Annotated in this window: 7 protein-coding genes; 6 read left to right on the top strand and 1 reads right to left on the bottom strand. The window is 70.1% G+C overall.

Translation table 11 applies throughout. From position 1 onward, the window contains the following. The first annotated feature begins 1,922 nt into the window (after positions 1 to 1,922). The 4 genes from ABZ479_RS41410 to ABZ479_RS41395 all read left to right on the top strand — a co-directional run bounded on the left by ABZ479_RS41410 (position 1,923) and on the right by ABZ479_RS41395 (position 4,548). On the top strand, positions 1,923 to 2,834 hold the full coding sequence (locus ABZ479_RS41410) for a patatin-like phospholipase family protein (protein ID WP_500466414.1): 912 nt from the start codon (positions 1,923 to 1,925) through the stop codon (positions 2,832 to 2,834). A gap of 9 nt (positions 2,835 to 2,843) precedes the next feature. Beyond that, positions 2,844 to 3,704, top strand: a complete 861-nt coding sequence (locus tag ABZ479_RS41405) for a phosphatase PAP2 family protein (protein WP_500466413.1) — start codon at positions 2,844 to 2,846, stop codon at positions 3,702 to 3,704. Positions 3,705 to 4,093: 389 nt separating this feature from the next. Then, on the top strand, positions 4,094 to 4,318 hold the full coding sequence (locus ABZ479_RS41400) for a hypothetical protein (RefSeq protein ID WP_500466412.1): 225 nt from the start codon (positions 4,094 to 4,096) through the stop codon (positions 4,316 to 4,318). After that, positions 4,315 to 4,548, top strand: coding sequence for a hypothetical protein (locus ABZ479_RS41395; RefSeq protein ID WP_500466411.1), 234 nt, complete (start codon positions 4,315 to 4,317; stop codon positions 4,546 to 4,548). The genes ABZ479_RS41400 and ABZ479_RS41395 overlap by 4 nt, the downstream gene beginning before the upstream one ends. On the opposite strand, the gene ABZ479_RS41390 is transcribed toward ABZ479_RS41395, so the two are convergent. Then, positions 4,497 to 4,709 carry a hypothetical protein gene (locus ABZ479_RS41390; RefSeq protein ID WP_500466415.1) on the bottom strand — a complete coding sequence of 71 codons (213 nt, stop codon included), beginning with the start codon at positions 4,707 to 4,709 and terminating at the stop codon, positions 4,497 to 4,499. The two genes, ABZ479_RS41395 and ABZ479_RS41390, sit on opposite strands and share 52 nt — an antisense overlap. Here ABZ479_RS41390 and ABZ479_RS41385 point away from each other — a divergent pair. Both ABZ479_RS41385 and ABZ479_RS41380 read left to right on the top strand, forming a co-directional pair. After that, on the top strand, positions 4,679 to 5,881 hold the full coding sequence (locus ABZ479_RS41385) for an ABC transporter permease (protein ID WP_500466410.1): 1,203 nt from the start codon (positions 4,679 to 4,681) through the stop codon (positions 5,879 to 5,881). The genes ABZ479_RS41390 and ABZ479_RS41385 overlap by 31 nt on opposite strands. 76 nt (positions 5,882 to 5,957) lie before the next feature. After that, positions 5,958 to 6,665 (top strand): sigma-70 family RNA polymerase sigma factor, encoded by a 708-nt coding sequence (locus tag ABZ479_RS41380; protein ID WP_500466409.1) that lies wholly within the window; start codon positions 5,958 to 5,960, stop codon positions 6,663 to 6,665. Positions 6,666 to 6,756 lie beyond the last annotated feature (91 nt).

The following is a 6,756-nucleotide window of genomic DNA, read 5'->3' as shown; positions in this document are numbered from 1 at the left end:
CCTCGTCGACTGCGGCTACATCGTCAAACTCAAAATCCAGAACGCCACCGACGGCACCTGGCGCACCGAATTCTCCGTCGCAGGCCTGCCCCACCAGCATGACGACATCCGTCACCTCCTGGCCCACGTGACCGGAACACGCGCCATCCGCGTCGAACCCACCTGGCTCGACCCCCGCAACCACGCCTCCGCCCCACCCCAGTCGAACCCGCCCGACCCGGCACCGCCCCAGCCGTTCGCACCTCAGCCGGACCCGGGCCAGCCGGACCCAGCACCCTGCCCCAGCCCGCCATCACAGACGCCACTCCCCCAGCCCCCGGCGGCCAGAACCCCGAAAACGCGCAGGCCGACCCGAGTGACGGGTTCCCGACAGTCGGCGAACCGGCAGTCGGTAAGCCGACGACCGGCGAACCGGCCGCCGGACAGCCGACCGCCGGAAACCCGTCGGCTAAAGAACTAAGACTGAACAAGCAAGACAGAAAGAACTCCTCTCCCTCCTCCCCACCCACCACACCCGACCACCCATACGCCCCTATACCGAAGAGAGAGACCACCACCCCCACCCCACAAGCACACCCGGACAGCGAGCCAACACCCCCGGCTGGCCCACCACCCGCAACGCCACCACCACAGCACCCGCGCCGTCCCGCCATCGGCAACGGCAACGGCAACGGCAACGGCAACGGCCCAAGCGATGCCCGCACCAACGCACTCGCACCGACAACAACACCACTCGGCAGCCCCCCAGCAGAGCCGGCCACCCCGCACAACCACACCCCAATCACCGCCGGCAGCGGGACGCCCGCACCAGCAGGACCAGCACCATCCGGACCGCGAGCAGCCCCTATCACCCCGCAGGGCCGTCGCCCCGGCACTGCCCACGCCGGGACGCCCGCACCAGCAGGGTCAGAACCGGCCAGCCCGCAGGCAGCGGCTGCCGCCCGGATCGCCGACGACTGGACCAACGTCCGCCACCGCCATGGCCACCCCGTCCCCACCCTCGCCCCCGGCCGCATCGCCCACACCGCCGAGGCACTCCTCGCCACCGGAATCCATGAACAACTCCTCACCCAGGCAGCCACCGCCATGGCCCGCAAACCCACCTGGTACGACCTGAACCGCCAGCTCCAACACTGGACACCCCCCACCACACCAAAACCCACCACACACCCCGAACAACCCGCCTACTGCCGGCAATGCGACCACGGCTGGACCACCGACCCCGACGGCCGCGCCCGCAAATGCCCCTGCCGCACCCAAGGACAACCATGAATCACCCACGACCCACGACCCCCGTGCCCACACTCCATTCAAACCGCGGCGCAGCCCCCAGCTTCCGCAAGCCGTTCCCAGCTCTCCCTGACGGCGAGCAACTGGCGTGCATTGACTTGCGATTGCCGGCACAGCGTCTCCGCCCGACCTCAAGCAGAATTGCTACACCGCCCCCAAGCGGCCCCTGCGCAACAAGCACACGACCCGTTCGCGCAGCACCGCCAAAAGGGCTGCCGTGCGCAACCACACAGGCCCTCGTCGACCCGCCCAATGCGCATCCCAGGCCACCGCCCCCTCACCCGCACGCGCAACCCCAACCAGCACACCTCCCCTGCGCAACCGCGCCTCGCCGCAGGTCCCGGACCCGGTCCTTGAGCACGGTCAGGCCGCGGTCCCAGCCGATCCGCTCGGCGATCACCGTCGACGGCAGCCGAAATGAGCCCGGGCGAGCGCGCGCAGTTCGGCGATCTGCTCATGCGCGTCGCCCGTCCCGCGAGCGGCACGACGTAAGCACGCCGGATCACCTTGCAGGCGTGCGCACACCCCTCGAGCCAATAAAAAACGAACGTTCGGCTTGACGGGTGATCCCTTGTGCCACAGGATGGGCACCGCAAAACGGAATGGTTGTTCTCGGAAAGTTAGGAGGCGCCGTGGAAACCGTGCCCACCCCGGGGCCGGCACTGACCGCACGCCGGGTTGCGCGGGATGGCGGGGCTCCCGCCTCACCTTTGCCAACCGGGCCCACCCCGCCTGAAACCGTGGCCTTCGTTCTCCAGGGCGGTGGCAGCCTCTGTGCGTCGCAGGTCGGCGCCTTGCGGGCGCTCACACAGGCGGGCATCACGCCCGATCTCATCATCGGGTCCTCGGCCGGCGCGCTCAACGGCGCCGCTTTCGCGGCCGACCCGACCGCCGAAGGCGTCGACCGGCTGGGAACCCTGTGGCTGAACATCAAGCGGCGTCACGTGGCGCCGATTTCGCCGTGGACCGTGATCCGGGCCGCGCTGGGGCACAGCGAGGCCGCGGTCTCGAGCACCGCGCTGCGGCGGGTACTGAGGTTCGGGGTCGGCGTCGAGCGCCTCGAAGACGTCACCGTTCCGGTGCACGTCGTGGCGACCGACGTGGAGACCGGCGCTGCGGTGGTCCTCTCCCGGGGCGACGCCGTCTCGGCCCTGCTGGCCTCAGCGGCCGTCCCGGGCCTGTACCCCCCTGTGCGCGTCGGGCAGCGTCGCCTCGTCGACGGCGCCGTATCGGCGGACACGCCCGTTCTCCAGGCAGAGGCACTGGGTGCGACGACCATCTACCTCCTGCCCGCCGCCGTTTCCGAACAGACCGGCCGCCGGGCACGGACGGCCCTGCTCGCCGCCTACCAGGCGGTGGGAAAGATGCTGGAGGAGCGCGAACGCCGGGACGTGGCGGCGGTGCGCGGGTCGGTTCTACGACTGCCGGCCGCCACCACGCCCGTGGTCAGCCTCATCGACTTCCACGACACCCCGCGGCTGCTCCGAGCGGGCTACTCGCTCACCCGGGACTGGCTCGCCCGGCAGCCCGCGGCGATGGCCTGAGGACGTCCGATGGCCAACACGGCCCGCTTCATCCGGCATCTGCTTCCCCGCGCCTCACGTCCACCGAACAGCCGCGCGCCGCGGTGGTGGGCGGAATTGCTGCTGGTCGGGATGCTCTACGCGGTCTACGAAACCACCCGCGGGCTGCAACGGGGCTGGGACGCCACCGCGGACGGCAACGGCCGAAGCATCCAGCACTGGGAGAACGCCGTACACATGGCACCGGAGCAGTCCCTCAATCAGGTGCTGCACCAGCTGCCGGTCCTGGCCGTCGCCGCCGCGTACTTCTACGCCACGCTGCACTACGTCGTCACGCCTGCCGTCCTCATATGGCTCCACCGCAGGCACCCCGCGCACTACCGCGGCGCACGCACCTGGCTCGCCACGGTGACACTGGCCGCCCTCGTCGCGTACTGGCGTTTCCCGACCACGCCGCCCCGCCTGCTGAGCGACGGCGACATCCACGACATCGTGGCCGACGTCGAGCACTGGGGGTGGTGGAGCAGCGAGACCAGCGCGCCGCAGGGGCTTGGCGGCCTCGTGAACGAGTACGCGGCCATGCCGTCGCTCCACGTCGGCTGGGCGGTGTGGTCAGGGTGGCTGCTGTTCCGGCATTCCCGCCGGAAGACGCTTCGGGGCTGCGGCCTCGCCTACCCCGTACTGACCACTCTCGTGGTCGTCGCGACGGGCAACCACTATCTCGCCGACGCCGTCGCGGGCGCCCTCCTCATCGTGCTCTTCGGCTCGTTCACCGGTCTCGTGCACAACGTCCGCGTGCGCCCGCCCGGCACGAGTACCGGTTCCGCCGAACGTTCCGCCCGCAGCGGCGCACGCCGTATCCGGCCGCACCACCCAGATCCCCACCCGTAGCTCCCCCAAGGCAGTCCGGTATGCCCCACTCCCCCCAACCGCCGCTTCCGGACGACGGAGATCGCCCGAGCGTCGCGCGCACGACACCCGACATCGGACATGGCACCGGGAAGGCCGATGGCCGGCTGCGCAGTCGGCGCCCGGGTCGGACCGCCTCACACCTCACGTTGCACTTGGGGGAAGCCTTCCTCGTCGGCGACGACGCCGAAGGACCGACCGGAGGTCTGGTGCGGTTTCGGATATCGGACGCCGTCGAGAAGGGCCGGCCGCGACGCTCATGGTGGCCCCGGACGGATGTGGGGCGCCACCTCGCCGGGTCCACGGGGCAGCTCCGGCCGGCCCGGAACCACGGCCATGACGGGACCACCGCCCCGCAGGCACCCATCGCCATGCTCACGCTCAACGGCATCACCGACGTCGTGCCCCTCGTACGGTTCGACATCGCGTACACGCTCCCGCACGTCGTCGACGCGGACTCGGGCCGTGCCGCGGCCATCGGCGTCGACGTGCACTTCTACGCGGTTCTGTGGGATCTGCCGGTCCCGGCCCGCACGAAGTGCCGGGTGCGCCTGGAGGGCTCGGCCCGGCTGCTGCCCGACTGGCCGGGGCGATGAGCGACGAGGACGGGACCGAGGCCGACGACCCGGCGACGGGGCCGGGCGACCGGGCGGACCACGCCCACCGCCCGTGCGGCACGCTCATCGCGCCACCGCGCCTGCGGCGACGTGCCGCACTGATCGTGGGCACCATCGCGGCGCTCCTGGGCGCGGACGGGAACCTTGTCCTCATCCTTCACGACGGTGGGGTGCCCGCCGGTGACACCACAACGGTCCAGAAGGCGTAGCCGAGCAGGTCACGCCCGGTGCGGCACCCCCTTGCCAAAAGAAAACGAATGTTCGGCTTGACGTTTTCCCGCGGCATCCCCACACTGGAGCAGTAAATAAAATGATCATTCGTCTTTGTGGAGGCATGGCGTGAAAAAGCCATCGACAGGGCTGCAGTCATGGCACAGGACCGTCATCGCGACCGTGGCGTTGCCATTGGTGATCTCTCTGGCCGTGATGGCGTTCGCGTGGCCCGCGTCGCGCATCGCGCCCCGCGATCTACCGGTAGGGGTCGTCGGCACCAGCACGGCCAGCCAGAAGGCGGTCGAGGGACTGACGCACGGCAAGCCGGACGGATTCGACTTCCACCTCTACACGGACCAGGCATCGGCGCGCTCAGCGATCAAGCACCGGGAGATCTACGGCGCCTTCGTCATCACTCCGGGCCACGTCACCGTGCTGGAGGCCACCGCCGCGAGCATGCCCGTCGCCCAGCTGCTGACCACGTCCGGCCAGCACCTGGCGGATCAGGCGGCGAAAGCGGCGGTGAAGGACCCGACACCACCGGGCGACGCGTCCGTCCGGTCCACCGCCCAGAAGAAGGCCGCCGCGAAGAAGATCACCAAGGTGAAGGTGAAGACGGTCGACATCGTCCCGATCTCCGCGAGCGACCCGCGCGGCGTCGTCTTCGTTTCGGCCCTTCTCCCGCTCACCGTGTGCAGCATCATCATCGCAGCGCTCATCGCGCTGACACCCGGCCGCGTCTCGGTACGCCGCAGGCTGGTCGACCTGGTCGCCGCGTGCGCCGTGACGGGACTCGCCGCCTACCTCATCGCCCAAGGCCTTCTCGGTGCCCTGCCGCACCAGCACCTGGCCACCTGGGCGGCCCTGTCCTTCACCTTGCTCGCCATCAGCGCGACCAGCTTCGGCCTGGTCACCCTCATCGGTCCCCCCGGGCTGGCCCTCAGCGTCGCACTCATGGTCTTCGTGGGGAACCCCTTCTCCGGCAGCACCTCCGCACCTGAACTGCTGCCCAAGGCCGTGGACGAAATCGGCCAGTGGCTCCCGCCGGGTGCCGGCGCGGGCCTTCTGCGCAGCACGGCCTACTTCGACGGGAACGCGTCCGCAGGACACATCGTCGTCCTCGCCCTGTGGAGCGCCCTGGGCCTGGCCGCAGCGCTCCTCGGGGGCCGACGACGCTCCGCGCTTGCGAACGGCACCTTGGGGGAACACCGACTCGGCGCCGACGACACGAGTGCGGTCGCCCCGGACGCGGCCGGGACCACGACGACCGTGACGCCCGCACCGGTGTTCCGCACGCACTCGCACGCCCGGCACGCCGCCCACGGATGAGGAAGGCGGCCCGTCGTCGCTTCCACGCGGGAGACGGCGACAGCCGGCCAACGCACCGAACGCAGGGAAAAGAACCATGCCGTCGAAGTCCGCGGAGTGCACCGAGGACCTGATGGACGCACAAACGGCGTTCCACGACGTCCGCAACATCACGTTCGCGATCGCCTACCGGATGCTCGGCAACATCGGCGACGCCGAAGACGTCGTCCAGGAAGCCTGGATCCGCTGGCAGACCTACGACCGCTCCAAGGTGCAGAACCCCGCCGCCTTCCTCACCACGATGGTGACCAGGCTGACGATCAACGCGCTGCAATCCGCGAGAGTCCGCCGGGAGAACTACGTCGGCCACCGGCCACCGGAGTCGCTCGATCCGATGAGCGATCCAGCGGTGAGCACCGAGAAGGCGGAAGCGCTGGAGGTCGCGGTGCTGATGCTCATGGAGAGGCTCACGCCCGTGGAACGGGCGGCGTACGTGCTCCGGGAGGCGTTCGGGTACCCCTACGGGCAGATCGCAGAGGTCATCGGACAGTCCCAGGTCAACGTGCGCCAACTGGTGAGCCGCGCCCGCAAGCGACTGGCCGCGCAGAAACGGGCCAGCGTCTCAGCCGCCGACCACCAACGGTTCCTCGTCACCTTCCTGGTGGCGGCCCGGGCGGGGAACGTCGCCCCACTCGAAAGGCTGTTGGCGGAGGACGCCGCCTGCCCGGGCGGAGGAATGGTCCGTGCGGAGGGGCAACCCCGGGTACGGATGAATTTTTTGACGAAATGTCACGTACCCGCGTGACCGTACGAGGTGGGCAGTCTCCTGGCTCCGACGACCGGCCGGTCGTCGGAGCCCCGAGACGGCCCGCGCGCCGCCCGGGCGCGCCGGCACA

The organism is Streptomyces sp. NPDC005722 (assembly GCF_040630935.1).
GTDB lineage: Bacteria > Actinomycetota > Actinomycetes > Streptomycetales > Streptomycetaceae > Actinacidiphila.
This window is presented reverse-complemented; position numbering and strand designations above follow the sequence as displayed.

Coding starts and splice junctions, on each gene's coding strand:
- ABZ479_RS41395 (WP_500466411.1), top strand. CDS start 4,315: ATGAGCGACGAGGACGGGACCGAGGCCGACGACCCGGCGACGGGGCCG.
- ABZ479_RS41400 (WP_500466412.1), top strand. CDS start 4,094: ATGCTCACGCTCAACGGCATCACCGACGTCGTGCCCCTCGTACGGTTC.
- ABZ479_RS41380 (WP_500466409.1), top strand. CDS start 5,958: ATGCCGTCGAAGTCCGCGGAGTGCACCGAGGACCTGATGGACGCACAA.
- ABZ479_RS41405 (WP_500466413.1), top strand. CDS start 2,844: ATGGCCAACACGGCCCGCTTCATCCGGCATCTGCTTCCCCGCGCCTCA.
- ABZ479_RS41390 (WP_500466415.1), bottom strand. CDS start 4,709: ATGACTGCAGCCCTGTCGATGGCTTTTTCACGCCATGCCTCCACAAAG.